The organism is Orbaceae bacterium BiB, assembly GCA_036251205.1.
In the GTDB taxonomy this organism is placed as follows: Bacteria; Pseudomonadota; Gammaproteobacteria; order Enterobacterales; family Orbaceae; genus Orbus; species Orbus mooreae.
Genome location: CP133958.1, coordinates 2,657,052 through 2,681,822, shown reverse-complemented (window position 1 = coordinate 2,681,822; position 24,771 = coordinate 2,657,052). Strand labels below are relative to the sequence as shown.

At 36.7% G+C, this 24,771-nt stretch carries 20 protein-coding genes; 5 read left to right on the top strand and 15 right to left on the bottom strand.

The annotated features are described in order from the left end of the window. Window positions 1-44: 44 nt before the first annotated feature. Together argB and argC are read right to left on the bottom strand one after the other, a co-directional pair. Entirely contained in the window at window positions 45-818 is a 774-nt protein-coding gene (gene argB, locus RHO11_12625) for an acetylglutamate kinase (GenBank protein ID WVD61296.1), read from the bottom strand. 15 nt (window positions 819-833) lie between these two features. After that, complete coding sequence (gene argC, locus RHO11_12620) at window positions 834-1,844, bottom strand: N-acetyl-gamma-glutamyl-phosphate reductase (GenBank protein ID WVD61295.1); 1,011 nt, start codon at window positions 1,842-1,844, stop codon at window positions 834-836. A 392-nt stretch (window positions 1,845-2,236) separates the two neighbouring features. On the opposite strand from argC, the gene RHO11_12615 reads away from it, so the two are divergent. After that, window positions 2,237-3,019, top strand: a complete 783-nt coding sequence (locus RHO11_12615; GenBank protein WVD61294.1) for a DeoR/GlpR family DNA-binding transcription regulator — start codon at window positions 2,237-2,239, stop codon at window positions 3,017-3,019. After that, complete coding sequence (locus RHO11_12610) at window positions 3,012-4,400, top strand: M24 family metallopeptidase (GenBank protein WVD61293.1); 1,389 nt, start codon at window positions 3,012-3,014, stop codon at window positions 4,398-4,400. Before RHO11_12615 ends, RHO11_12610 begins: the two co-directional genes overlap by 8 nt. Window positions 4,401-4,474: 74 nt before the next feature. Here RHO11_12610 and RHO11_12605 read toward each other — a convergent pair whose 3' ends face one another. The 11 genes from RHO11_12605 to RHO11_12555 form a co-directional block, all read right to left on the bottom strand. Then, window positions 4,475-6,871, bottom strand: coding sequence for a membrane-bound PQQ-dependent dehydrogenase, glucose/quinate/shikimate family (locus RHO11_12605; protein ID WVD61292.1), 2,397 nt, complete (start codon window positions 6,869-6,871; stop codon window positions 4,475-4,477). A gap of 542 nt (window positions 6,872-7,413) precedes the next feature. Continuing rightward, window positions 7,414-8,319, bottom strand: a complete 906-nt coding sequence (locus tag RHO11_12600; protein ID WVD61291.1) for an EamA family transporter — start codon at window positions 8,317-8,319, stop codon at window positions 7,414-7,416. After that, window positions 8,319-8,894 (bottom strand): TetR/AcrR family transcriptional regulator, encoded by a 576-nt coding sequence (locus RHO11_12595; protein WVD61290.1) that lies wholly within the window; start codon window positions 8,892-8,894, stop codon window positions 8,319-8,321. Before RHO11_12595 ends, RHO11_12600 begins: the two co-directional genes overlap by 1 nt. 167 nt (window positions 8,895-9,061) lie before the next feature. Then, window positions 9,062-11,632, bottom strand: a complete 2,571-nt coding sequence (gene clpB / locus RHO11_12590) for an ATP-dependent chaperone ClpB (GenBank protein ID WVD61289.1) — start codon at window positions 11,630-11,632, stop codon at window positions 9,062-9,064. A gap of 284 nt (window positions 11,633-11,916) precedes the next feature. Then, the gene (gene citX / locus RHO11_12585) at window positions 11,917-12,465 is read right to left on the bottom strand and encodes a citrate lyase holo-[acyl-carrier protein] synthase (GenBank protein ID WVD61288.1); all 549 of its coding nucleotides are present in this window, start codon (window positions 12,463-12,465) and stop codon (window positions 11,917-11,919) included. Window positions 12,466-12,552: 87 nt separating this feature from the next. Next, the gene (citF, locus tag RHO11_12580; GenBank protein WVD61287.1) at window positions 12,553-14,085 is read right to left on the bottom strand and encodes a citrate lyase subunit alpha; all 1,533 of its coding nucleotides are present in this window, start codon (window positions 14,083-14,085) and stop codon (window positions 12,553-12,555) included. 13 nt (window positions 14,086-14,098) lie between these two features. Further along, complete coding sequence (gene citE / locus RHO11_12575; GenBank protein WVD61286.1) at window positions 14,099-14,986, bottom strand: citrate (pro-3S)-lyase subunit beta; 888 nt, start codon at window positions 14,984-14,986, stop codon at window positions 14,099-14,101. After that, window positions 14,983-15,273 (bottom strand): citrate lyase acyl carrier protein, encoded by a 291-nt coding sequence (gene citD, locus RHO11_12570; protein WVD61285.1) that lies wholly within the window; start codon window positions 15,271-15,273, stop codon window positions 14,983-14,985. Before citD ends, citE begins: the two co-directional genes overlap by 4 nt. A 14-nt stretch (window positions 15,274-15,287) precedes the next feature. After that, entirely contained in the window at window positions 15,288-16,322 is a 1,035-nt protein-coding gene (gene citC / locus RHO11_12565) for a [citrate (pro-3S)-lyase] ligase (GenBank protein WVD61284.1), read from the bottom strand. Then, the gene (locus RHO11_12560; GenBank protein ID WVD61283.1) at window positions 16,315-17,172 is read right to left on the bottom strand and encodes a fumarylacetoacetate hydrolase family protein; all 858 of its coding nucleotides are present in this window, start codon (window positions 17,170-17,172) and stop codon (window positions 16,315-16,317) included. The genes citC and RHO11_12560 overlap by 8 nt, the downstream gene beginning before the upstream one ends. A 99-nt stretch (window positions 17,173-17,271) precedes the next feature. Then, complete coding sequence (locus tag RHO11_12555; GenBank protein WVD61282.1) at window positions 17,272-18,648, bottom strand: 2-hydroxycarboxylate transporter family protein; 1,377 nt, start codon at window positions 18,646-18,648, stop codon at window positions 17,272-17,274. A gap of 171 nt (window positions 18,649-18,819) precedes the next feature. Here RHO11_12555 and RHO11_12550 point away from each other — a divergent pair, with 171 nt between their 5' ends. After that, a complete protein-coding gene (locus RHO11_12550) occupies window positions 18,820-20,412 on the top strand; it encodes a sensor histidine kinase (GenBank protein ID WVD61281.1) in 1,593 nt (530 codons plus the stop codon). Window positions 20,413-20,429: 17 nt separating this feature from the next. Further along, window positions 20,430-21,164 (top strand): response regulator, encoded by a 735-nt coding sequence (locus tag RHO11_12545; protein WVD61280.1) that lies wholly within the window; start codon window positions 20,430-20,432, stop codon window positions 21,162-21,164. On the opposite strand, the gene citG is transcribed toward RHO11_12545, so the two are convergent. Next, window positions 21,161-22,042 carry a triphosphoribosyl-dephospho-CoA synthase CitG gene (citG, locus tag RHO11_12540; protein ID WVD61279.1) on the bottom strand — a complete coding sequence of 294 codons (882 nt, stop codon included), beginning with the start codon at window positions 22,040-22,042 and terminating at the stop codon, window positions 21,161-21,163. The two genes, RHO11_12545 and citG, sit on opposite strands and share 4 nt — an antisense overlap. Window positions 22,043-22,293: 251 nt before the next feature. Here citG and pagP point away from each other — a divergent pair, with 251 nt between their 5' ends. After that, the gene (gene pagP, locus RHO11_12535) at window positions 22,294-22,866 is read left to right on the top strand and encodes a lipid IV(A) palmitoyltransferase PagP (protein ID WVD61278.1); all 573 of its coding nucleotides are present in this window, start codon (window positions 22,294-22,296) and stop codon (window positions 22,864-22,866) included. A 164-nt stretch (window positions 22,867-23,030) separates the two neighbouring features. On the opposite strand, the gene RHO11_12530 is transcribed toward pagP, so the two are convergent. Then, complete coding sequence (locus RHO11_12530) at window positions 23,031-24,710, bottom strand: prophage tail fiber N-terminal domain-containing protein (protein WVD61277.1); 1,680 nt, start codon at window positions 24,708-24,710, stop codon at window positions 23,031-23,033. Window positions 24,711-24,771: the final 61 nt, after the last annotated feature.

Genomic DNA, 24,771 nt, shown 5'->3' with positions numbered 1-24,771 from the left:
CAAATAATTGGAAAATTATGCTTAATATACTTGTTCAAAAACCATTAGGCAATTATTCTTGTGCCTGTTGGTATGCCATTAAATAAGTCGACTAATTTTTCACTGTCTTTCCAGCTGGCAATATCAATTGGTCTGTCTAACATTTTAGCCGCTTCAAAAGCTGATTGAACCTTAACAACCATGCCATCAGTAATGACACCTTGAGCAATCAATTCATCAGCTTGTTGCTGTGTAAGCGATTCAATACGTTGTTTATTCTGATCCAATACACCGGCAACATCAGACAATAAAACTAAGTCAGCATAGATCGTTTTAGCAATAGCAACAGCTGCATGGTCAGCATTCACATTCATTGGTTTACCATCTTGAGTAATACCAATTGAACTAATAATCGGTAAATAACCGGCAGTTAACAAGGTATTTAATAATGCAGGGTTCCCTGAAGAGGGTTCACCTACACAGCCAAGTTTTTCAGAAATCTGTTTAACATTAACCGAACCACCATCTGCCAATGATAACCCCACAGAAGGTAGTTGATGTTTAATCGCTTCCGATAGTAGCGTTTTATTCGCACTACCCGCTAGGGCTCCAACAATGATATCAATTTGATCTTCTGGTGTAACTCGCAATCCATCAATACGTACCACTGGCAATGATAGTTTCTTCATCAACTCATCAACCACACAGCCACCACCATGCACAATCACTAATGGTCGTTGAAACTGTTTTTTATAATCATGAATAACGGCAAATAATTTATTTAAGGCATCTTTTGTATCCAGTAAAACACCGCCTAATTTAATCACTAATGGATTCATACGATTTCCTTACCCTTACAGTAACGATGTGGTTTCATCGAAACCAAAACGAATATTCATACATTGTACGGCTTGAGCTGCTGCACCTTTTAATAAATTATCCTCAACTGAGATCATAATTAAATGACGATCTTTCAATTTAAAACCAATATCACAATAAGGTAGACCGACTACTGATTTTAATGCGGGCCAATCTTGTTGATAAACTCGTACTAATGGTTTATGAGCATAATATTTGTTTAATGCAGTTAAAATCGCATCAGCAGTAACCCCTTCATTAACTCGACAGGTGATCGTTGCATGAATACCTTGTTTAAAACTACCTAAATGTGGAGTGAAGATCACTTCTTGACCTAAATGAGTTGCAATTTCAGGTTGATGACGATGAGTGAATAAGCCATAAGCATGCAAACTCACTTCACAAAAATGATTTTTTAATGAGGCTTTACGACCTGCGCCACTCACACCACTCACTGCATTGATAACAGGCCATTGTGTTGAGTCCAGTAACCCCTCTTCAATAAGAGGTTTCAATGGCAACTGAGATGCTGTTGGGTAACAACCAGGTACGGCAATTAATTGCGCTTGTTTAATTTGAGCATCATTCCATTCAGCTAAACCATATACCGCTTTATCAAGCCACTCTTGATGTTGATGACTAAAACCGTAAAATTCAGTATAAAAATCAGCTGAGTTAACCCTAAAAGCGCCCGATAAATCAAAAACGGTACAACCATGCTGTAAAAAATAGGGTGCAATATCATGACTAACTGAATGTTCTGTTGCTAAAAAGACGATATCAATATCATTAATAATTGATGAATAATCTGATGTACCAATCAATGGTAAATCAACTTGGCTTTTTAATTGTGGATGCAAATCGAAATCTGAAATGAGCTTACCAGCATCAGCACTTTTTTCTGAAACGGTTAAACCCGCGATAGTAATATGAGGATGTCGATTGAGATAATACGCAAGTTGCGCACCTGCATAACCACTCGCTCCAACAATTAACGCTTTTAACATAATTATTCCTATTATTTCATGACGATAATTGGATGCTATCATAATAGATTTTATTCACTAACTCAACTTAAAATTGAATTTTTATTCACATAAAGTGAATTTTTATTTAACTTTCATAAATAGCCTATATTGATTTACATTTGACTTAAAAGTTTATTAGGTTAGGGAAATAAAATTAGAAAATTAATATGCAATATTTTTCTATCACGCTTAAAAGAACATAGCATTACCAGTGTTCCCTTCAAAAGCCACACCATTTAACGTTAATGACTAATTAATTTTAAAATCGACAGCCCTCTATAATGCAATATATTGCATTATTTTAAATTTAAAATTGCAAAAAACCGCAATAAAAATTAATATAGAGGAAAAGTTATATTGAGACGACCCTAATGTTAATTGCTGAACGCTTAAATAAAATTAAAAAAATTATTCAAGAGTACAAAAGTATTTCGATAGAAACCCTAGCTTCGATGACGGGAGTATCAAAAGATACCATTCGACGGGATCTGATTAAATTAGAACAAGAGAATAAAATTAAACGTACGCACGGTGGTGCGGTGATCTTAAATCGTGATGCGCTCATTTTTAATTATCAACAGCGATCAATACTTCTCAATCCAGTTAAAGAAAGCATTGCAATGAAAGCCGCTGAAATGATTAAAGACCATGCAAGTATTCTTTTTGATGCATCAACAACAGTAGAAGCCGTGATCCCCTACCTTGCCGATAAACAGATTCTTGCCATTACTAATTCATTAACCAATGCCAATCAGCTTGCCAATAATAAATTAAGTGAAGTGAAATTATTACCCGGTACACTACATAAAGAGCAACTATTTTTATTTGGTAGTGAGACTATTTTAAAACTAGCGGAATATCATGTTGATTATCTACTTCTTGGTATTTTTAGTATTACCGCTGAAGGTATTTTTATTCATACCGAGGAAGAGGGATTAGTTAAAAGGCAAATGATTCGCCAGAGTACAAAAGTCATTGCCCTTACCGATCACACAAAAATTAATAAAACTGGTTTTTTTAAAGTGTGTGATCTTGCTTCTATTGATTACTTAATAACGGATGTGAAACCTGATGAGCAATTTATTCAGGCATTAGCAGAACAGAACGTTAAACTCATCATTACGACAATGCAAAATGAGGCTCATCATGCATAAACCTATTATCCAGCTCCAAAAGACTGTCGCACCAACTTTATTTTCAGATGTAAATTGCGTATTTTTGACTGACGAAACGATGGTCGAACGTAAAAATAAAATCCTAACAAGAATGAATGACGAAGGATTTGATGCCATTATGATTTACACTGATCTTGAGCATGGTAGCAACTTTGAATATTTGACAGGATTTGTTCCCCGCTTTGAAGAAGGATTATTAATTTTAACAAAACAGGGACAAGCAACGCTAATTTTAGGTAATGAAAATCTTAAAATGGCAAACCACTCTCGTCTTGCTGTGACATTAAAACATTGTGCCTACTTTTCTTTACCTAATCAGCCAATGGATAATGCTCAATCACTTGAAGATATCTTTGCTGAAATCGATCTCTGTCGCCTATCAAAAATTGGATTAGTCGGCTGGAAAATGTTTACATCTCCTTCAGCCAATAATCGTCTCTTATTTGATATGCCTTACTTTATTGTTGATGCCGTCAAAAAGAGTATCTCAGCACATACTATCCTTGAAAATGCAGCCGACCTATTTATTAGTGGTAATAAAGGTGCTAGAACAACCAATAATGAGAATGAAATAGCTCATTATGAATACGCGGCAAATTTAGCATCAAACTGTATGATAAATGCCATGAACGCCATTGAACCAGGGATACCTGAAACGGCTTTAGGCTCGCTTTTATCAGCGGAAGGGCAGCGTCATAATGTAGTGACCATTGCAGCATCTGGACAACGATTTGAAAAAGCTAATTTTTTCCCGACAAATAAAAAAGTGGCACGCGGTTTACCACTCTGTTTAACAACCGGTTTTAAAGGGGGGTTATCAAGTCGAACTGGTTTTGTTATTGCCGATGAAAGTGAGCTACCCGAGACACAAAAAGACTATTTAGATCGTGTAGCAAAACCCTATTTTGCAGCAGTAGTTACTTGGTTAGAACAAATTAAAATTGGTATGCTCGGTGGTGACATGTACGATCTAATTGAACATATCCTACCAAAAGAGAAATATGGTTGGCATCTTAATCCCGGTCATCTTACTGCAGAAGAAGAGTGGATGTCCTCCCCCATTTATAAACAATCCTCTGAAACCTTGCAAAGTGGTATGATTTTGCAAATTGATATTATTCCTTCTGTCTCAGGATATACTGGCGTAAGCGCAGAAGAGTGTGTTGCACTCGCTGATAAAGAACTACAAGCTAAAATTGCTGCCTCTTACCCTGAACTATGGCAACGTATTATCAAACGCCGTACCTATATTCAAACAGTATTAAAAATTAAACTAGCAGATGAGGTATTACCCTTATCTAATACTGTTGCATACTTGCGTCCATTTCTACTAGCAAAAGAGTTGTCTTTTACCTGCTAATTAGCAGATAAAACAAAACTTCAAATCTGATTATAAAAAAACCCACTAATCAGTGGGTTTAAATTTAATTATAACTATTTTTTATCAGGTAGAGCATAAGCAATTACATAATCACCTCTTTCTGGTGATTGTCTTGCCCCGCCAGCTGAAATAACAATATATTGTTTACCTGTTTTAGGTGAAATATAAGTCATTGGCGTACCTTGACTACCAACTGGCAAGCGAGCTTTCCAAATCTCTTCACCTGTTGCACTATCAAATGCTCTCAAATAGAAGTCTTGAGTCGCAGCAAAAAATAGTAAGCCTGATTTAGTCGTCATTGGGCCACCAATTGTAGGCATACCAATTGGTATAGGCATGCGCATTGGAATACCAAACATTCCCGTATCCATCACTGTACCTAGTGGTTTTTGCCATACGATTTGTTTAGATTTTAAATCAACAGCAGTCATTGTACCATAAGGTGGTTTTTGGCAAGGAACACCAACAGGAGACATAAATCGAAGTCTCATTGCACCAAATGGAGTCCCTTCTTGTGGAACAATCCCCATCTCAATACCACTTGCATTAGCTGGAATATCCGCTCGAGGGATCATCCAGTTCGTCAAACCAATACGCATGTCATTAACATACATAATATTAGTTTGAGGATCCACCGCAACGCTTCCCCAGTTCATGCCACCTAATGACCCAGGATATTGTAATGTTTTATTCATTCCAGGAGGCGTAAATAAGCCTCTATAATCTGAACCAACAAAATCAATACGGCAAAGCAATTGATCAAATGGTGTTGCTCCCCACATATCGGCTTCAGTTAATGTTTCGTTACCAATAGATGGCATACCAACTGAAACTGGTTGAGTTGGTGAATAATATTCGCCAGGTACATTACCTTGTGGAGCTGGACGTTCTTCAACTTTAGCAAGCGGTTCGCCTGTTGCTCGATCTAGTACAAAAATTTGACCCGATTTCGTCGTTTGAATAAGGGCTTTTTGAACATGACCATTACCATCAGGAATATCATAAAGTAGAGGTTGTGATGGTAAATCATAGTCCCATAAATCATGATGTGCCGTTCTGAATGACCAACGGATCTTACCCGTTTTTCTCTCTAAAGCGACAATTGAAGAGTTAAACTCATCATCATATTGAGTCCGTAGACCACCAAAGAAGTCAGGAGTAGCATTACCCGTTGGAGCATAAATTAAATCAAGTTCAGGATCATACGCCATAGTGGTCCATACATTAACGGTTCCTCGTGTATAGGCTTCCCCTTGAGGAGGCACATTAGTTGTACTAGGATTACCGGGATCCCAAGCCCAAACTAATTTACCAGAATGGACATCAAAAGCACGAATCACACCACTTGGCTCACCCACTGAAAAGTTATCAGCGACTCGACCACCAATCACAATCACATCATTTGCCACTAATGGAGCTGAAGTAATCGTATAGTAACCTGGTGGAATATCCCCCATGTTCTTTTTCAAATCGACGACACCATTGTCACCAAAATCATCACATAATTTACCTGTTTGTGAATCAATTGCCATCAAACGTGCATCTAGCGTATTCATAATAATTCGACTAGAACATGCCGCAGTTTGAGTTTGAGTTGATTCAACGTGATCAGATGTTGATATATTTTGATTAGCGACATCTGTATAGTAAGCAAGACCACGACAACGCTGCCAATTTGGTACAGAGGTTTGTGGATCATATTTCCATTTTTCTGTTCCTTTATCTGCATCAATAGCAATAACAACGTTATTAGCAGTACAAAGATAAACAGTATCATTAATTTGTAATGGTGTATTTTGATCTTCAGCACCAGATCCTGAACTTTCAGGTAAATATCCTGTACGGTAAGTCCAGGCAACTTCAAGTTCATTAATATTATCTTTAGTAATTTGGTCAGCCCCTGAGAAACGCGTTCCCATCGTCGTATTGGCATATTGTTGCCAATCTATCGGAGCATCTTTGTCTGCTAAGGTATTTTTCTGAATTTGGACAGAATTATAAATTGTATTATGTTCTACAAACATCAAACCTAATGATATCAAAAGAAGTATGGCAATAACGCCACCTAATTTATATCCACCTGCCGATTTTTTATGACGTGAGGCGAAAATTAATGATGGATAAGCGAATGCAACCAACATTGCAAATCCGCCAAATACAGCTAGTCTAGAGAATAATGGCCAAAACTGAAGACCTACGTCCATCAATGCCCAAATAATTGTCAATACATAGGCAATTCCATAAATAATCGCACCGATTGGTTTAAATCTAAAAAGTGCAATTGAGGAGATAAACATGGCAAGCCCCATTAAAGCAAAATACCAGCTGCCACCAACCATAATTAATTTAATACCGTTAAAGACTAAAAATATTCCACTGGCCAGTAAAATAAAAGCGACAAGCCAAATGAAATACTTACTAAAACCTGTAGGTTTATTTTGTATACCCATTCTCAAATTCCTTAATTTTAAACATCAACAGACTCGGATTGTGTAAAATTCGTATAATATAGATAAGTACGCGGCATTATCTATTGTCCATATTGCACTGTAAGTGTAAAAAAATCTAATTAAAATAACCCATTAAAGAACTAAATAAAACCTAATACCATAAACCCATCATTGGGTTATTTTCTTCAATTGATAAAATCGATAACAATACTATTTTCCTAAGTTTTTTACTTTATAGAATATTCACACGCGAATAACGCTAAGCGTGCAATAAGACTAAGTATGACTATGAAGTGTTTTGTTATTAATTTTATGATGATAACTCTTTACTACCGAACTTTATGAAGGAAGTACACGATGATAACTATTATCAAAAAGCATTTTACAGCTCTCATTTTCCTCAATGAACATAATAAAGTGTTAATATCGGTTCATTAAAAGTGAAAATCGTTAATAAGATAAAAGATTAATAGGATTATTTTTGTACTATCTTTGATAAGATTCCTGCTCATTCTTTTTAGGGACGGACTTATATGGATAAGCTAAGTATCAACTCTTGAGAGTATTATCAAACATAAAAAGATCAACACCATCCCTAACCAACCAATAAATGTCAATTGTTCCCCAACCAAAAAAATCGCCAATAGTGCAGCAATAACCGGTTCAAATAGCGTCAGTGTAATCGCTTTACTAGCAGAAATTGTTTTTAGTCCATAGCCAAATAGCACATATCCCAAAAACATCGGAATAAGAGCCATATAGCTAAGAACATAAAAATGGCTAGCTGCATCAAAAATATTTGTTCCAGTATAAAAAACGGTAGGCAGTAATAAGAGTGCACCAATACCAAAAATAAGCCCCATCGATGCTTTAGCATCCAAACCATTACCCATCATTTTTTTTGCAGCCCAGGAGTATAAGGAATAGGTTAGGCCAGCAATAACCCCTAGAATAATACCGACTATTTTAAAATATCGATTCGTTTCGGCAATAGAATCAGGATGAGATTCCCCCATCGATAAGAAAATAACGCCAAGGACGCCTAAAATAAAACAAATAAACCAGGTCATAGACAGCGTTTTTTTATCAAAAAACTTTTCTAATAAGGCAGTAAATAATGGTGCAGAACCAATAGAAACAACGGTACCAATGGTAATTCCAGCTAAATACATTGATGAATAGAATGCTAAAGGATAAATCGCGACAGATAACGCGCCGAGCAGCAGATAACGTAAACTACCATTAAGATGATTTAAACCACAAAGAATATTTTTCCGAGCTAGTAAAGCTTGTAATAAACCACCACAACCCATTGCAACAGCGCCGACGGTTAAAGGGCTCAAATCAGGAGCAAAAGAAGCTGCAGTGCCAGTTGTTCCCCAAAGAAAAGCAGCAAGTAACACTGCAATAAAGCCATAAGCCGAATTCATATTGATGGCGGATTTCATTATTTAACTCCTTTTTCAATAATTGACTTGGCGATTGCTTTAGCTACCTGAATTTTAGCACTTGAACACTCTAAGCCGGCTCGCACCATTGATCCTTCTAACAAAAAGGTCAACAATAAAGTTAATTCATAACAGCGTTCATGATTAGGGATTATTGTCGATAAATGTGTTGAGATAATATTTTCGACCTCATCCTTATGCCGTTTTACCGCTAAACGCTCTGGACTACGGGCAGGGAATTCTGCTGCGGCATTAAGTAACCCACATCCTCTAAATCCTTTTTCGTAAGCAAACTCAGCATGATCTTGGTAAGCATCAAATACCGCTAGAATGGCTTCGACTGGCGTCGAGGTATGTATAAGACGTTTTTCATACAACGATAACCACTCTTGATGTCTTTCATAAATATATGAAGAAATAAGTACCGATTTGGTCGCAAAATTATTATATAACGACATTTTTGCCACACCGGCTTTGTCGGTAATAGCGTTAATACCAGTGTTTTGAATGCCATCATTATAGAAAAGCGCTGCTGCCGCAGCTAAAATTTTTTGTTTAGCTGATTGATTGTTCATTATCTCAAATAAGTAGACCGACCTACCTATTATTATGCATAAAGTCTCATCAAAGTACAATATAAAAATAGCATATATAAATAATGATCAAAATAAATGTTAATAAGTCATGCGTTAGATATAAAAAAACCGACCATTAAGGTCGGTTTATTACTACATATGCTATATTATTGTTTAGCAACAATACGGTCATCAGCTAAATCAAGATGAACGGTTTTACCTGGAATAAGCTGACCAGATAAAATCTGTTGCGCTAATGGATTTTCGATCTCTTGTTGGATTGCTCGTTTTAATGGTCTTGCGCCATATAACGGATCGAAACCAACTTTCGCTAACTGATCCAATGCCGCATCGGATATATCCATAGTATAACCTCGTTCTTCAAGACGTTTTTCCACTCTTGCTAATTGGATCTTAGCAATCGCTTTAATATTCTCTTGCGCCAGTGGATGGAATACCACTGTTTCATCAATACGGTTAATAAATTCAGGCCTAAAGTGTTTTGTTACCACTGTCATAACTAATGCTTTCATTTCATCATAAGTTAATGAAACTTGACCTTGAATTAAGTCAGAACCTAAGTTTGAAGTCATAATAATAACGGTATTACGGAAATCAACAGTTCTACCTTGACCATCAGTTAATCGACCATCATCAAGCACCTGTAGTAAAATATTAAACACATCAGGATGCGCTTTTTCCACTTCATCAAGTAAGATCACAGAATAAGGTCTACGTCTTACCGCTTCGGTCAAATAACCTCCCTCTTCATAGCCAACATATCCTGGAGGAGCACCAATCAAACGCGCCACAGAGTGTTTTTCCATAAACTCAGACATATCGATTCGTACCATCGCATCTTCACTATCAAACATAAAGTTTGCAAGCGATTTACAAAGTTCTGTTTTACCGACCCCAGTTGGCCCTAAGAATAAGAATGAGCCAATCGGTTTATTCGGATCAGACAGTCCTGCACGACTACGACGAATCGCATTAGCAACCGCAACAACGGCTTCATTTTGTCCAATAACACGTTGATGTAATGCCTCTTCCATATGCAGTAATTTATCTTTTTCACTCTCAAGCATTCTTGAAACAGGAATACCCGTTGCTTTAGCAAGTACTTCAGCAATTTCATGGTCAGTTACTTTATTACGCAGTAACTTCATGGTTTTACCTTCAAGCTGAGTTGCTGAAGCCAGTTTCTTTTCTAGCTCTGGAATTTTACCGTATTGTAATTCGGACATTTTGTTCAAATCACCGGCACGGCGAGCCTGTTCCATCTCAGTTCGTGCTTTTTCTAAATCGGCTTTAATATTTTGTGTCCCAGAAACAGCAGCCTTTTCAGACTTCCATTCTTCTTCAAGAGATGCGTACTCTTTCTCTTTCTCAGCAAGCTCCTCATTAAGCATTTCAAGACGTTTTTTACTCGCATCATCCGTCTCTTTTTTCAGTGCTTGTTGCTCTAATTTTAACTGAATGATACGACGTTCAAGCCGATCCAATGATTCAGGTTTAGAATCCATTTGCATACGAATACTTGATGCAGCTTCATCAATTAAATCGATCGCTTTATCTGGCAACATACGATCAGAAATATAACGATGCGATAATGTTGCAGCCGCTACAATCGCTGGATCAGTAATCTGTACATGGTGATGCAGTTCATAACGCTCTTTTAATCCACGTAAAATCGCAATCGTATCCTCAACGGTTGGCTCTGCTACATATACCTTTTGGAAACGACGTTCTAACGCAGGATCTTTTTCAATATACTGTCGGTATTCATCTAACGTTGTTGCACCGACGCAGTGTAACTCACCACGCGCTAATGCTGGTTTTAACATATTACCCGCATCCATTGCCCCATCACTTTTACCCGCACCAACCATAGTATGGATTTCGTCAATAAATAAGATAACGTTACCTTCTTCTTTCGCGATATCTTTTAATACCGCTTTTAAACGCTCTTCAAATTCACCACGATATTTAGCCCCCGCAATCAATGCGCCCATATCTAATGATAATACGCGTTTATGACGTAAGCCTTCTGGTACTTCACGGTTGACAATACGCTGTGCAAGTCCTTCAACAATCGCTGTTTTACCAACACCAGGCTCCCCAATAAGTACCGGGTTATTTTTAGTTCGGCGCTGTAATACTTGAATCGTACGACGAATCTCTTCATCACGGCCAATAACGGGGTCAAGTTTACCTTGTTCTGCTCGTTCAGTCAGATCAATAGTATATTTTTTCAACGCATCACGTTGATCTTCTGCATTAGCATCATTCACGTTATCATTCCCCCTAACTTGGTTAACTGCTTGTGTAAATCGTTCTTTAGTAATACCTGATTTTTTCAATATATCAGCTAATGTGCCTTTATCCTCTAAAGCAGCTAAAATAAATAGCTCTGATGAAATATAGCTATCACCGCCTTTTTGAGCTAGTTTATCGCATAAGTTTAATACACGAATAAACTCTTGAGATGGAATGATATCCCCACCCACACCTTGTACCTGTGGTAACTTATCAATAGTCTGAGTCAATTCACGTTGTAATAAACTCAGATTTGCCCCTGCTGAAGATAATAAAGGTTTTACACTACTACCTTCTTGATTAAGCATGGCTGCCAGTACATGAACGGGCTCAATATATTGGTTATCTTTACCTAAAGCCATCGACTGTGCATCAGCCAATGCCTGTTGAAACTTGTTAGTTAATTTATCTAATCTCATCTAAATATCTCCTTGGCAATCATTTTGTTTAACAAAACGATGTTGCTAAACTATTGCATGGTTAATAAATATGTTCGGTTAAAAAAATTTCAAGTATTTGTCAATAATTTTTTTGTAAATAATTTGGTGGGTATTGTGTAATCGACAAGATATAACGAAAAAAAGTATTGAACCATGCGTTACTCGCTTCTTATCTGACAATACGCAACAGCATTTCGTTAAAAAGTTATTGTAAGGTGTCAATATAGTATAAAATAGTCTATATTCAATCTCTAATGAGTAATTTAGTTTGATAAGCTCGCTTGATAAATATTAACTTTGTGTTTAATTGCCTGCATAATTTGATCGGTTGAATGTTGGCGAGAACGCCCACAAACTTTAGCCAAATTTTGACAAACCAAACATTGTCTTGGTTTATGTAAAAAAGTGTTTCGTGATAAGCTCATTTGTGTTGTTGGATCAAGAACATCAATATCCCATAAACGACCTAAAGGGTGAGACTCTTCGATCGTAATACAGTGCTGTTTCAACTCTACGACCTCACAATTGTAAACAATAATGGCTTCATCGCCAGTAATAGCATGATCTTGGTACAAAGCAACTTGCTGTATATTATATTGTTCAAAATAACGCTCAACCATTGCCATCGCCTCAGCAAATAGATATTTTGTGCCACTACTTGCTTTAATCGCACCGGGAATAACTAATGTCAGAGAGATAATCGGTAATTGATATTGCGCCAAATACTGTAATTGTCGCTGCACTCGTCGTTCTTTAGCTACAAGCATCTGTTCTAGAGTAATAGTGACACCATCTTCAAATGATAACTTCATCTTATTGCCCGTTATTTATGTTAATGATAAAGTAACCTGATAATGAGTACCACCATAAACGATGGCACTCAACTTATCATATAATACTCAATCTTTTACTTGGCGTACCACATCAATAATACTACCATCGCGATAACGAACTACACCGACGATTTTATCCAAAAATTGTATCGGCTCCGCGTCACCAACTAATGAAACAGCACGCTCATACAACTGTTCAATCGTGAATATCGGTAATCCAGCTTCTTTTAATCGTAAAGCAATCTCTGGACGATTCGGGTTAACTGCAATACCATGATCGGTGACTAAAACACCGATACTTTCTCCTGGGGTCACAATTGTCGTCACCGTTTTGATCACAGTAGGAATACGACTACGAATTAAAGGGGCTACAACAATGGTTAAATTCGCACCAGCCGCTGTATCGCAATGACCTCCTGAAGCGCCACGCATTACACCATCAGAGCCCGTTAAGACATTGATATTAAAGTTGAGATCAACTTCTAATGCACTCAAAATAACAATATCCAGCTCATCACAACTAGCCCCTTTTGATGCAGGATTAGCATAATAATTGGTAGAAATTTCATGATGCTGTCTATTTTTAGCTAAAGATTGCCCCGCTACCCCATCAAAACTTTGGGTATCGAGTAATTTATGAATTAATCCCTTTTCATGCAAATCAACAATACTGGCAGTGATCCCACCTAAAGCAAAGCTAGCAGTAATATTTTTAGCTCTCATCTTAGTTTCTAAAAAACGTGTTGCCGCAGTTGATGATGCACCAGATCCTGTTTGCATCGAGAATCCATCGACAAAATAGCCAGAATGTTCTATGACATCTGCCGCATAGCGAGCGATCATGAGTTCACGTGGATTACTGGTAATACGCGCAGCGCCAACGCTAATTTTAGTTGGATCACCCACTTCATCCACTTTGATAATATAATCAACCTGATCCTGACGAATGCTCGCAGGACTATTAGGATAAGCAACAATATCTTCCGTTAATAGCACGACATGTTTAGCAAATTGAGCATCAACCATCGCATACCCCAGTGAACCACATTGAGATTTACCAGATACACCGTTAGCATTACCTAGTTCGTCAGCCGTTGATACAGCTAAGAAAGCGATATCAATGTTGATTTCCCCTGACTGAATCAATTTCACGCGTCCACCATGAGAATGGATATGTACTGGTTTTTTCATTAAACCATGAGAAATGGCGTCAGCAAGTTTACCACGCATACCTGAAGTATAAATTTGAGTAATTACGCCTGATTTAATGTGTTCGATCAATGGTGTATTACAAGACAATAATGAACTTGAAGCGAGCGTTAAATCTTTAATACCCATTTTACTGATCGTCTCAACCACATGATTGATGACTTTATCACCTTCACGAAAGGCATGATGGAAAGAGATTGTCATACCATCACGTAATTCACACTTTTTAATCGCTTCCGAAATCGATTGGCAGAGTTTTCGCGTATACTTAGCATGATTATCGGCTAAATAAGGCGTAGTGGTATTTGCCCCAGTGAAGGGTACCATATTAGTTAATTGCGGTTGCTGTACTAATAAATCGTTAATATGGTTTTCAGTAGTTAGAATCATGTTAATTGTCCTATTAAATTTCGCAACGAACGCCAGAACGATTGGCAAGTTCAATAGTAGTGATAGCGCGAGCAATTATCGGTGCATCAATCATCTTGCCATTTAATGACACAACACCTAATCCGGCCTTTTCCCCCTCTTCAGCAGCTTCAACCACGCTTTTCGCATAATCGACCTCGGTTTGGGTTGGTGCATAAGCGTTATGCAATAAATCAATTTGTCGTGGATTAATTAACGATTTACCATTAAAACCAAGCTTTTTAATCAGATTTACCTCTTTTAAAAAGCCCACTTCATCATTAACATTAGAGTAAACAGCATCAAAAGCATCGATTTTTGCCACTCGGGCAGCGTGCAATACTGCACAACGAGCATAAAATAACTCGGTACCATCACCACGTTCAGCTTGCATATCGACTAAATAGTCAAATGCGGCTAAGGCGATACCAATTAGACGGGGAGAAGATTGTGCAATAGAAACGGCATTCACGACTGCTTGTGCAGATTCAATCGCTGCCATTAATTTAGTACTACCAACTGGACGTCCACACTCTTTTTCTATCCGTTCAACTTCCCTTTCGAGTTGATGAATATCTTCGGCACAATTGGTCATTGGTAATCGAACGACTTCAACACCCGCTCTCACAACTGCTTCTAAATCCTGCAAACCAAATGGGGTATCCAAAGCATTAATTCGGACTACAGTTTCAATACCACTTTCTTTATAAATCGGTAGTTGTAATGTTTGCGCAACTAATAATCGAGCTGAATCTTTCTCTTTAATAGAGACAGCATCTTCCAAATCAAACATAATTGAGTCCGGTTTATACACAAATGCTGTAGATAACATCGCAGCATTAGCACCGGGTAAAAACAGCATACTTCTACGTAACTTTTTCATAAAATATGACTCCAATTTAATGTCGACTGTTGTGCACCCCGTAAAACAGCACACTGAACTCTAGCTTTTATTGCACAATCAAGCGCACCTTTATCATCAATAATGATTAAGCCATCAGTCAGTTGTAAATTATTGAGTGTATTTTTAACAACTAATGCAATCTGTCTACCAAACTGTTTATTAACTTCACTATTTATCACAATTTCAAGTCCCTGATGTGGACAGACTTTTACGAGTAAATCACTTGATTCAAGTGTTCCAGCTATAGCTTCTTGTTGTATTTTCATCGTGTTACCTTAAATTAATGACTAAATTGACTAAGATTCTTTTCGAGATACGCCCAAGTCGACATTGGAACCAGTTTCTTAAGTTGGTCATACTGCTGTGTTTTTAATAATTGTCGGATTAAAGAAGCAGAAATAACCACATCACCAGCAACTAGTCGTTCAATTTCGACTAAATTAATCGGTGGTAATTGACTAACACAGGGATCTTTCAACCAGTAACTCATTGATATGTTGTATATATTGGTGATCTCACTAAATGGTTCACTTCCCACAAACCGATGAGTAATATTTAGCGATGGCGCAATGTAATTACGGAAAATAAGCAGATCAATTCCCATGTAAGCGCGATCAACATTGATATGATCTTTCAAAAAATAGGTTGGAAATGTTGCTTTGGATATAATATATTCAGAGCTTGGGTGAATAGTGATATTGTTTATATGAACCGTTCCGTCTTTAACTAATTGCAAGCGTTCTGTAAATGAAAATAACGATGCATTTTCATTTACCACAAACACATGTAACCAATCACACTGCCGGGCTGCATACTCAATAAGGTATAAATGACCATTTGTAAAAGGGTTTGCATTCATAACAATGCTCCCCACTTTGTTACCCTCTTTTTTATATGACTGGAGATGCCGGCAATATTGTCTTATTCCAATTGGCGTATTCTCCATTAAAACAACTAAATCTGTGATTTCAACAATAGAATAAAAACCACACCCCTTAAAATAATCTTTATTTTCAGGTTTAGTGTACAAAAATAGATGAAAGTGACCTTGATCATTAGCATATTTCATCGTATGTTCTAATAAGGTCAAATTGATACTATTGCCTCGATAATCAGGATCAATCGCAACGCATTTAATAATATTATTATCAATACCTGCACAAGCAATAATCTGCTGATCAACTCTGGCAACCATAAAGCGTTTCACCTGTTTATCGAAGTCCAAATCAGCTTGTTTGAGTAATTTTACGATTGCGGGCAAATCACGCTGGCTCTTATCAAGATCAACAATGTCATAATCGGCTAAATTATACATAAGATGGCCTTTTTTCTGACACAATCGTATTACATAAACGGCCTATATGATTAATTTCCACCTCAATTTTATCGCCTTCTTGCATAAATAACGGTGGATTACGCTTTTTCCCTACTCCGCCAGGAGAACCCGTAATGATCACATCTCCTGGAGATAAATAAGTAAACGAGCTAATATACGCGATCAATTCTGGTATGCTATGAATCAGATGACTCACCGTATCACATTGTACTTGTTGACCATTCAAATAAGTGGCAACGGATAATACGGTTGGATCTGGAATCTCGTCCGCCGTTGTTAAGCAAGGACCAAATGCTCCAGTATTTGGCCAATTTTTACCTGCTGTATACCATGTATACTGCCAATCGCGAATTGAACCATCCATATAACAACTATAACCGGCAATATGTTCTAGTGCTTTTTCTTTACTAATATAAGAACCACCCTTACCAATAATAACGGCAAGTTCACCTTCGTAATCCAATTCATTAGACACAAGCGGTTTAATAATGGGTGTCTGATGTCCTGTTTGTGAATCAGCAAAACGAACAAAAATAGTCGGAGCAGTGCTAGTTTCATTAAATTCAGCTCTTTTTTCCGCATAATTCATCCCAACACATAAAATCTTATTTGGATTAGGGATAACGGGTAAAAAAGTAATCTCATTTTCGGTTAAATCAGGTGGACAATTCATATATGTTTTAATCGTTTGCAAGCCATGTTCACTGACGAGTACCGCTTTCAAATCAACAAATTGCTTGCCAACTCGACGGCTTAAATCAATAATACCGTCGTCGGTTAGGATCCCAAAAGCGGGAACGTTGTTTAATAAATAACTAATAAGTTTCATAACTCTTCCTTCATAAAAATCGCAAGTGTAAAATAATGTTTGATCTCTAATAACGTTATAGAAATGGCTTTAACCGTGATTAAAGCCTTGTTCATCCAATTACACTAAAAAATTACCAAGAATTAATAAGGAAACTGAAACATTAATAGCTCCACCAATACGTGTCGCAATTTGAGCAAAAGGCATTAATTCCATACGTTCTGCCGCTGTTAATATCGCTACATCGCCGGTTCCACCTTGGCCACTTTGACAACATGAAATAACCGCCGCATCAATAGGATACATACCTAATTTTTTCGATACAAAAAAACCAGTTGTAACTAAACTAACAACGGTACAAACAATCACAATAAGGTTTGTTAATGTGAATGCCTCAACAATTCTATGCCATGGCGTAATGGCAACACCAACCGCAAATAGAATCGGATAAGTTACTGAAGTTTGGAAAAATTTATAAACGACTTGTGAACCACTTAAGACTTTAGGAGATACCCCAGAGGTCAATTTAACAATAACCGCCGCGAACAGCATCCCTACAGGAGCTGGAATCCCTGTCACTTTATGACCGATCATTCCCACCATATAAAGTAGTGCAGCTAATAGCACACCCGAGGCAAAGGTGGTGACATCCATTTTTGATTCTACTTTTTCTGTTTTTGCCTCTTCTAACTGGTCTTTATCAGAAGGCGGCATTAATCGACCATTGCCGGTTAAATGTGGGTACATTTTACCTAAACGGTTTAAAATACCACCACAGATGATCCCTGTTAATCCTCCTAACATAACAATTGGAAGAACTCGGCCTAATGCATCACCTTGCTCCATACCTAAAATTGCCGCATAACCTATAGATAAAGGAATTGCACCTTCACCTACACCACCAGCCATAATCGGTAATACTAAAAAGAAAAATGTTTCAAAAGGTGTTAGACCTAATAACACGCCCATTCCAACGCCCACTAACATACCGACAATTTCACCACAAGCCATTGGTACAAAAATTCTTAAAAAACCCTGAATTAGCGTTCTGCGATCCATATTCATAATACTGCCGACAATGATGCAGCAAATATAGAGATAGAGAATATGGGTATCTTTATAAAATTTAGTGGTCGCTTCAACAATCGGTGAAGGTAAAATGCCATAATAGACTAGTGCTGAAGGAATAAAGGTAGCACAGATTGCCGCCGCCCCCATTTTCCCTACAATCGGTAACCGTTTACCTATCTCACCACATAAAAAACCAAAAAAGGCACAGGTTACAACCATCACAACAATTTCACTTGGTAACTTCCCAGTGACGATCACCTCAGTAAAAATAAGAATTCCAGCAATAATAAAAAGGGGTAATGGAATGACTCCAATTTTATAATCATCCATTAATTTCCACCAGCCGTAGGGCCAGAATTTAGTTTTGCTCGCCACATCATGATTACTGTCCTTTTCCGTTTTGGGGACAGAAGTTAAATCAGTCATATTTCATCTCCAGTTATGATTATTAAAACTGCCCTAATAATGACAAAAGATGAATCCTAATTTTGTGATATAAATCATGATTTAAACGTGGTTTTTATGGAGTTAAAGGCTCTATGTTTTTTAATGCTATGCTAAACTTTTTCACAATAAAAATTATCAACAGATAGCATAATGCAAATTAAAAAAAATGTGTCATTTACTAATAAATTATTTTTATCCTTGTGTCTATTCTCGATTATTTTTTTACTGCTATTACAAAGTTATATATGGAATGTCACTGAGGCTATTTTGTATAAAAATTTAGGAATTAAAGCCCAAATACAGGCAAAGGAGTTGTCGGTATTACCGACGTTAATTAAATATGTAAAAGAGAAAAATACGGAGGAGATAGCAGAATTAGTCACTTTCATTTTTAAACAGAGCGATGCTAACTACATTGTCATTGGTGATAACCAAGCTCGTCGTTTATTCCATACCGCCAATGGCTCTTTATATAAACCGATGGTAGGTGATGATAATCATGAAGTACTAAATGGCAATAGTATTATTACTATTCGAGAGGGTTCCTTAGGAACCTCACTAAGAGGAAAGGCGCCGATTCTTGACGATAATAAAAATGTGATCGGGATTGTCTCAGTGGGATATATGATTGATGATATCAGCGAGATGCATAAAAAACAGTTTTCACCCTTCATTCTAGTCTGTGTGATCCTGTTCTTCGCTCTATTTCTCTTTTCTTGGTTATTCTCTCGCTCGATTAAAAAACAGATGTTTAATCTAGAACCCAAAGAGATTGCGCTACTATTTAAAAGTCAGAAATCGATTATGGAATCAATCTTTGAAGGAATCATCGCGATTGATTTGGACTATAACATTATCAATATCAATCAATCGGCCAGAAATATGTTATCCCTAAATGTTGAAGATAAACACTTACTTAATCACAATATTTCAAACTTTATCAAATCAATCGATTTGATTTATGGCGTGAATAATCAGATAGAAGATGTTCATGATCATATCTGCTATTTTAACGATATCATTGTCATCGCAAGCCGGATTAGAATCATTATTGATCAAGAGATCCAAGGATGGGTCATTACTTTTCGCAATTATAATGATATTAATTTATTAAGTATGCAATTAACGCAAGTCACACAATATGTCGATAATTTACGAACCTTAAGACATGAACACTTAAACTGGATGGCTACATTATCTGGTTTAATTTATATGAAACGTTATAAAGAAGCCGAGGATTTTATCACTTTACACTCATCAGATAATCAAAAAAATCTCGATTTTATTACTCAACATTTTAAGGTACCTTCAATCTGTGGTCTATTAATTGGTAAATATGCTAAATCTCACGAAATAGGCCTAAAACTGAACTTTGATGCAGCATGCCAATTAAATGCTTTACCGCCTTCCATTACCGAAACGGAGTTTATGTCTATTTTGGGCAATCTACTGGATAATGCTTTTAATGCTTGCTTAAAAAACCCAATCGGCACAAAAACAATTCACCTCTATCTTAGTGATGCCACCGATGAAATTGTATTAGAAATCAGTGATCAAGGCTGTGGTATTGATGCAAATATTCGAGAATCAATATTTGAACCCGGCGTTACCTCACAAAGCCCAAAAGAACATGGTATTGGTTTACATCTGGTTGCGACTTATACCAAAAAAGCGAAAGGTTACATTTTGTTTGATGACAATCAACCCAACGGTGCAATCTTTTCCGTTTTTATACCTAAATAATAAAAAGAGAAATCACTATGAATAAGAAAAACGACCATACGATTGAAGTACTCATCGTTGAAGATGAACCTATTTTAGCCGAATTAAATGCAGAGTTTATTCAACGCGATACCAAAGTTAAAGCATTAGGCATTGCCTCTACTTTAGCTGAAGCGAAGTTAATGGTAGAAAAGTTACAACCCACATTAATTTTACTTGATAATTACCTCCCTGATGGTAGAGGAATTGAGTTATTTGAACATATTATCAATAATAACCTCGCTTGCTATGTCATCTTTATTACTGCCGCTAGCGATATGGAAACCTGCAGCAAAGCGATCCGTTACGGTGCCTTTGACTATTTAATAAAACCGGTCTCCTATCAACGCTTAAAACACTCGTTAGAACGTTTTGAACTGTTTCTTTATCGGCAAAGTATCCAACAACATGTTAACCAACGTAAAATTGACGAATTATTTAACCTACAAACTAAAGATTTTATCGATATTAATCGTCATTCCAAAGGAATTGAAGAGATTACTTTACAAAAAGTCAAAGATCTATTTGCCCAAGTACTCCATCCACTAACTGTTGAAGATGTTGTCAATCAGACAGAAATCAGCAAAACAACCGCTAGACGTTACCTCGAATATTGTGTTCAGATCAAATTACTAACGATTGAAATAAACTATGGCAAGATCGGTCGACCAGAAAGACTCTATAAACGCTTAGATGCGCAGAAATCCGCATCTTATAGCGACAATAAGGATTAATTAAATTGACTTAAAAACCAAGTAATAGCAATTAAATCGGCGGTACCACCAGGACTTAAATTACGTTTGATCAATTGTTGATCCAATTCCAGTAATTTTTGCTTTCCCCCTTGCTGAATCATACCGCCGATAGCAATAATGGATTTAGCTGCATCTTGTACATATTGTAAACCAGCCATTCCACCCCGAGAAACAAGATTAGTGTCATCATTATAAGCTAACAGATATAGCATTGCCTGTAATAAACTTGTCTCCTCGTCGTGACCGGTTATCATCATCTCTTTAAATATCGGTAATGAAATATTTCGAACAGTTAAATAGCCCGACTCTGCTTCGCCTCTCGCACCAGTTAAACGATGTTGTTTAAACAATTTTTCGCCAACAGTCGTCGCTGAGTTGCGCGTTTCAAGCTCTTGTTGAACGAGTCCCTGACAAGCTTTTGCCACTTCATCACAAATGGCTTGATAAGAAAGTGCTATTTGATCATTATCCAGTTTACCAATCGCCGCTAACAATAAACCAAAGGCAAATACGCCACCTTTATGAGTATTAACATTATTGGTAGCTTTAAACATAGACTGCTCACATTGAATACCTAATGGTCGTAAATTAGGTAAAAATTTCCCCGCCACCGTTATAGATTTTCCATACAGATAGAATTGATCCAACCAAGGTGAAATCGCCGAAATACTACGCATAAACGTATTCAAATCCATATCACGGTGGGAACCACAATTATTGATATCAACCAATCCCGGTTTAGGCGATAAACAGACTTCTTTTAATAACGCCATTTGAGCTGCCTTAGCAGCAGCATATTGACATGCATATATATCATCAGAGTCGAAAAAAGTTTGCTGCGCTAAATTATAATTCATAGATTTAATATCACTATTATTTTGACTAGCATAAACGTTCAAAAATATAACAGATAAAGATTGATAAAGACAAGTATTTAGCAATTAAACCAATGACTATTTTAACTCTCCAAATGTGTTCAAAATTAAAATCCAAGATGTAAAAAAATGAAGATCATTAAATAGGTATTAGTTATCTCATAAATATCTTTCAGAAAAGAATACATTGCAATAAAATAGCGAGAATTTGATGACTAATGTGAGTAATACTAATGTTAAAAAAATTGATTCTCTCTTTTGTTGCCTTACCATTTTTTGTATTTGCTAATGAAGGCGCTGAAAGTACCTCAAAAAACGATGAGAATACAGGTATTTGGCAGGGAATTAAAAACACCCTTTCAGAAACGTGGAATTCAGATAAATATGAACTCTATATTCCGGCAAACACTTGGCATAACCGGGCTACCTATGATAGAGATAAGATTGATAGTTATAATGAGAGACCTTGGGGTATCGGGGCTGGCGTTTATCGATTCGATAAAGATGGTGACTGGCATGCGCTATATATTATGGAATTCCAAGATTCACATAATGTGATTGAGCCAATTGGTGGGTATGCTTACCAGACTTACTGGCGACCGGGTAATAGTGATAAATGGCGAATTGGTATTGGTTATACATTAAGCATCACTGCGCGTAAAGATTATAACTGGATTCCGTTTCCTGCACCATTGCCACTATTTTCTATCGAATATGACCGTTTATCTATACAAAGTACTTATGTACCCGGTGTAAAACGTAATACCGGTAATATTTTATTTACTTGGCTTAGGTGGCAATTGTAATCATTTTGGCGTAGTTTGATGAAAAACCACATTAAGCTTGAAGAACAATATAGCGTTTAGTATCAAACTAAACGCTATATTTATTTTGTTATCTTACTGCGCTCAAATTGCAATAATATAACCACTTCATTTATTCATGTTATCCTGTCAAAAAAGGCCTATTTTTATAAATCAGTTTCCTCAACGACTTCGTTAACTGGCATTTCTAAACGTATATCAATCCAACGTTCAGCAGTAATATCAATCGGTTTTCCGGCAATGACTTCACATTGCTCAGTATCAAATTTACGAGTGAACGTTTTAACGGTAATGATATGATTATCATCAGTGGAATACTCGGCAAAAATCTTTTTATTCCCATTCGCATCTTCGGGTAACGTGATATACCACCCTTCTTTGGCAAAGCCCAATGAGCCGTGAATTTCATAATGACCGACATCAATACGCTTAGCTATCACCCCATCCGCTTCACTATTTACTAATCCACAACCCGCAATATTGAAACCTTCAATCTCAGTGAGATTATCATCCCCAAATAATCGACAAATGGGTGAGGCTTTTTTGTAGAAGCCATTTGAATCGATAGTGGAGTTGGCGGTTGTTATTGCTGTATCCCACGTCCAATTACCACCATCAAACACTCCAAATTTAACATTATTAGCATCATAGTTAAATGCGATTGCAGTTTGTTTTGTTGCATTTCTTCTATGTACAATTAAATTACAATTAATAAATGGAGTGTTACCTGTTGTTGCGCCTGTTGCAACAATATAAAATCCTGTATTAAATAAGTTTGATATATTACCTGATATTACGTTAGATGTTATTGATGCACCCAGACCATAATCCCCTTTTTGTAAAATATTATTTTGGGATATATTGGAACTAGTAATAATTTTTTGCCATCTAAAATAATTTGCAGAACTAGGACCGTCAAAAGATAACCCAATATATGAGTCAGTAAAACCATTTTTAGAAAGGTAATAACGTCCATCATAACTGAAATTACCATCTCGTTTACCCAATACCTTAAAGTACCACCATGAATCAACACCATTTATAGAACCTGGAAATGTATCTGTTGGTAAATTTTTTGCATTAACAAATAGAATTGAACCGGTTTCCTTTATTAGTAGATCCTCAATAGAGTTAGGATGGAATGTTGAGGTATTTTTTAATCCTAAACCATAATCACCTTGTTTCATGGCTACTTGATTATTGATCTTGACCGAACTATTTTCAAAATTCCATGTATTATTTTCTTGGATAAATCTTAATCTAGTTTTAGGGAATGTAGAGTCACTTCCAGAAAAACCAATTCCCCCATTATCATTATTTATAAATAATCTCATCGCCTTATTTGAGCTTTCTATCAAGTCAAAATAGGAGTTGTTATTTGTATCAATTAACAGAGGCCCACTCATCGTATCCCCTGTCTTTTTCACCACATTAGCTAATGTAGACGAGGCATCGGTAACTGATTTTTCTGCGGCTTGAGCCGCATCTTGCGCTTTTTGGCGTTCGTCGGTAACTTGTGCTAATAGTGCTGGAGTAATTTCACTTTCATCAAGACTTAATAAAAAATCATTCAATGTTCCGGACTTAGCGTCGCTATAAATTTTAATATCACCAATATAATTTGGTGGACAACCATCAGCAATTAATCTAACAGCATAAAAACCCGGTTGAACATTCATCGAATAATTACCTGCGCCATCAGGACTGCTCGTGGCAGATGTTCGTACTAATACTACTGAGCCATTTTTTTGGGTAATTAACTCAATCTGGCAATCCGGAATAGCGTTACCTAAAGGATCTTCAAGACGACCCGCAATTGTAACCATAATTTTTACTCTCCAATAAATTTACAAATAAAAAAACCGCGATCAACGCGGTCTATATAAT

Bases quoted from the DNA above. Each gene is read 5' to 3' on its own strand.
- argB (WVD61296.1), bottom strand. From the start codon at position 818: ATGAATCCATTAGTGATTAAATTAGGCGGTGTTTTACTGGATACAAAA.
- argC (WVD61295.1), bottom strand. From the start codon at position 1,844: ATGTTAAAAGCGTTAATTGTTGGAGCGAGTGGTTATGCAGGTGCGCAA.
- RHO11_12615 (WVD61294.1), top strand. From the start codon at position 2,237: ATGTTAATTGCTGAACGCTTAAATAAAATTAAAAAAATTATTCAAGAG.
- RHO11_12610 (WVD61293.1), top strand. From the start codon at position 3,012: ATGCATAAACCTATTATCCAGCTCCAAAAGACTGTCGCACCAACTTTA.
- RHO11_12605 (WVD61292.1), bottom strand. From the start codon at position 6,871: ATGGGTATACAAAATAAACCTACAGGTTTTAGTAAGTATTTCATTTGG.
- RHO11_12600 (WVD61291.1), bottom strand. From the start codon at position 8,319: ATGAAATCCGCCATCAATATGAATTCGGCTTATGGCTTTATTGCAGTG.
- RHO11_12595 (WVD61290.1), bottom strand. From the start codon at position 8,894: ATGAACAATCAATCAGCTAAACAAAAAATTTTAGCTGCGGCAGCAGCG.
- clpB (WVD61289.1), bottom strand. From the start codon at position 11,632: ATGAGATTAGATAAATTAACTAACAAGTTTCAACAGGCATTGGCTGAT.
- citX (WVD61288.1), bottom strand. From the start codon at position 12,465: ATGAAGTTATCATTTGAAGATGGTGTCACTATTACTCTAGAACAGATG.
- citF (WVD61287.1), bottom strand. From the start codon at position 14,085: ATGATTCTAACTACTGAAAACCATATTAACGATTTATTAGTACAGCAA.
- citE (WVD61286.1), bottom strand. From the start codon at position 14,986: ATGAAAAAGTTACGTAGAAGTATGCTGTTTTTACCCGGTGCTAATGCT.
- citD (WVD61285.1), bottom strand. From the start codon at position 15,273: ATGAAAATACAACAAGAAGCTATAGCTGGAACACTTGAATCAAGTGAT.
- citC (WVD61284.1), bottom strand. From the start codon at position 16,322: ATGTATAATTTAGCCGATTATGACATTGTTGATCTTGATAAGAGCCAG.
- RHO11_12560 (WVD61283.1), bottom strand. From the start codon at position 17,172: ATGAAACTTATTAGTTATTTATTAAACAACGTTCCCGCTTTTGGGATC.
- RHO11_12555 (WVD61282.1), bottom strand. From the start codon at position 18,648: ATGACTGATTTAACTTCTGTCCCCAAAACGGAAAAGGACAGTAATCAT.
- RHO11_12550 (WVD61281.1), top strand. From the start codon at position 18,820: ATGCAAATTAAAAAAAATGTGTCATTTACTAATAAATTATTTTTATCC.
- RHO11_12545 (WVD61280.1), top strand. From the start codon at position 20,430: ATGAATAAGAAAAACGACCATACGATTGAAGTACTCATCGTTGAAGAT.
- citG (WVD61279.1), bottom strand. From the start codon at position 22,042: ATGAATTATAATTTAGCGCAGCAAACTTTTTTCGACTCTGATGATATA.
- pagP (WVD61278.1), top strand. From the start codon at position 22,294: ATGTTAAAAAAATTGATTCTCTCTTTTGTTGCCTTACCATTTTTTGTA.
- RHO11_12530 (WVD61277.1), bottom strand. From the start codon at position 24,710: ATGGTTACAATTGCGGGTCGTCTTGAAGATCCTTTAGGTAACGCTATT.